A 2,448-nucleotide genomic window follows, 5' to 3' on the forward strand; every position below is an offset into this window, starting at 1 on the left:
GTAGATTGTAAAATTAATCCGAACGCTGTTCGGACAAAAAAGATCAGCTTCCTTTAAAATGGTGTTTACCACAAACCCATCTTTTAGGAGCTGATCTTTTGTCTAGTTTAACCTATTCCTAACGAATTAAAATCGAAATCTTTTGTGAACTAGGGCTGTCCAATATCCAAATGGGCGTTCGGCTGAACCGATCACCGTCAACAATTTCTTATGAATTATCTCGATGTCAACCTTATCAGGCTGAATTAGCACAAACAGATGCCGAATACAAGCGATCACGATGTGGTCGGAAAACTAAGCTGAGCGATGAGTTAAAGCAAAAAATTCTCAACCATTTACGTCTAAGCTGGTCACCAGGAATGATTGCTCACGAATTTAAACTAGCTACTAAATCTATTTATAATTGGCTAAATCAGGGGAGAATTGGTTTCTCCTTGAATGATCTACCTGAACATAGCGTACGCCAACGGCGTAACGTTGACCAACGATCCAAATATAATCAATCTTTGGGGCGATCAATTGAACAGCGTCCCATGATGATTAATCAACGTAATCGCATCGGCGATTTTGAACTAGATACAGTCGTTGGTCCTCGTGGGCATAGTAAGGCAGTTTTATTAACTTTAATCGATCGAAAATCACGGTTCCTTTGGGCATACCGGTTAAAAGATCGGACGACAGCGACTGTTAATGAAGCACTAACTAAGTTCCTAACAACTTTTAATGGTCCGGTGCACAGCTTTACTGTGGACCGTGGCACTGAGTTTAGTGGACTAGTATCACTTGAATCACAATATGGTATTAAGACCTATTACTGCCATGCTTATACTCCAGCTGAACGTGGTAGTAATGAACGCTTTAATCGGAATTTACGTTATTTTTATCCTAAAGGGACTCGTTTTGAGCACATTAGTGCTCAAGATTTAACGACGACGTTACTCCAAATTAACCAGCGACCGCTTAAAATACTCGACTGGCAAACACCGTATCAGGTTATGCTGACAAATTTGTCCAAAAATTCGGATTAAATTTGCAATCTACCTATAGTTTAATCTATGGAATCAGAAAAAGTATACTAGTGGAAAAGTATATTTAGCGACTGGTATACTTTTTGAAATGCTTGTTTATCAGTGATTATAGGCCAATTATCATAAGTATACTTTTGCACTAGTATACTTATGACTGTTTTCTCTGATAAATGCTGTCGAAGATTTCTCTCTCTCTATCTGAAAGCGTGTTTTGCTTATATGCCTCAACAGCGCTTTCTACAAGTTCATACATTTTCACGTCTTTAATGTAAGCTAGACTCTTTATCGTGTCAAAAACAGGTGGATCGACCCTTAGGCTTTTTCTGTCCGCTGCGGAGTATTTAGTAGTTTTTTGTTCATCTCTGGAATCATCGACTGTTTTTTTTATGTTCACTTCGAAGTGATCAGCATCTTTTTTAATCAAGGCCATCAGCACTTATCTCCTTTCCAAGTGGTGTTAGTTTTTTGCCATTGAGATATTTTGGCGTGTAGACATAATCGTCAGCAATATCTCCTTTACTTTCGAATTGGTCTATTCTTTCCATTAATTCCGCGTAAAGATCGGAAAAGAGTGCGAACATAGCACGATCGTGGTAGTCTTCAAACTGAACTCCGTATTCACCATAATTTTCAAGGCGTAAGTGACTTTTGATAATGGCATTGAATATATTCTGTTTACCAAAATATTTAACGGTCTTATCAACAATGAGCTGTTCAACCGTGTGAGTTTTGTCAAGCATGACTAACAGTATTCCCGCGACCTGAACATTAATCTCGTCGCTGAAGTCATCGTATAGAGTTTGAAGATAAGTGTTGGTTAGTTCCTTTGAACCCTCAAATGCGAATCTCTTGGTTTCTTGCACAACAATTACATAGTCAGTTGCAACCATTATGTTGTCGACTTTTATATCTGTTGCTGGTGGAGTGTCTATAAAAATAAAGTCATAGTCGTCTTTGATTTTATCTAGTAATTTTTTGAAGTAAAAGGTTCGTTCGTGGACACCCTTTATATGGTCGGCTACCCATGTGCCCCAGTTTCGAAAATCAGAATCTCCTGCAATGGCATCTAGATTTTCTGTTAGATGCGTGATTCCCTTACTTAGATCCTTATCATTTAAGCATCTTGTTATAGAAGCGGGCCAATTTGATTTATTAAAGGTCATACCGAGCATGAATGTACTGTTTGCTTGGAGATCCATATCAATATGTAAAACCTTTTTATGGAAAACGGTGGCAAGAGTGATTGCGAACATCACATTATTGGTCGTCTTGCCAACGCCCCCTTTTTGGTTGCTTAAAGCGATTACGTACGTCATTGATAACACTCCTCTCATAAGTATACTTCTGCTGCAAATATAGTATACCATATTGAAACCTGAAATCAAGCTTTTTTATCAAAAGTATACTAATGTAAAAGTAT

Annotated in this window: 3 protein-coding genes; 1 reads left to right on the forward strand and 2 read right to left on the reverse strand. The window is 38.0% G+C overall.

Features of this window, described 5'->3' with window-relative positions:
• Positions 1-125: 125 nt before the first annotated feature.
• Positions 126-1,028: an IS30-like element ISLpl1 family transposase gene (locus CBP76_RS10050; protein WP_245865739.1), complete on the forward strand. Its 903-nt coding sequence runs from the start codon at positions 126-128 to the stop codon at positions 1,026-1,028.
• Between the two features lie 148 nt (positions 1,029-1,176).
• Here CBP76_RS10050 and prgO read toward each other — a convergent pair whose 3' ends face one another.
• Positions 1,177-1,458: a DNA segregation protein PrgO gene (prgO, locus tag CBP76_RS10055; RefSeq protein ID WP_042255044.1), complete on the reverse strand. Its 282-nt coding sequence runs from the start codon at positions 1,456-1,458 to the stop codon at positions 1,177-1,179.
• Complete coding sequence (gene prgP / locus CBP76_RS10060; RefSeq protein WP_042255042.1) at positions 1,445-2,344, reverse strand: ParA superfamily DNA segregation protein PrgP; 900 nt, start codon at positions 2,342-2,344, stop codon at positions 1,445-1,447. Before prgP ends, prgO begins: the two co-directional genes overlap by 14 nt.
• Positions 2,345-2,448 lie beyond the last annotated feature (104 nt).

This window comes from Companilactobacillus nuruki (assembly GCF_002872255.1).
GTDB lineage: Bacteria > Bacillota > Bacilli > Lactobacillales > Lactobacillaceae > Companilactobacillus > Companilactobacillus nuruki.

Coding starts and splice junctions, on each gene's coding strand:
- prgO (WP_042255044.1), bottom strand. CDS start 1,458: ATGGCCTTGATTAAAAAAGATGCTGATCACTTCGAAGTGAACATAAAA.
- prgP (WP_042255042.1), bottom strand. CDS start 2,344: ATGACGTACGTAATCGCTTTAAGCAACCAAAAAGGGGGCGTTGGCAAG.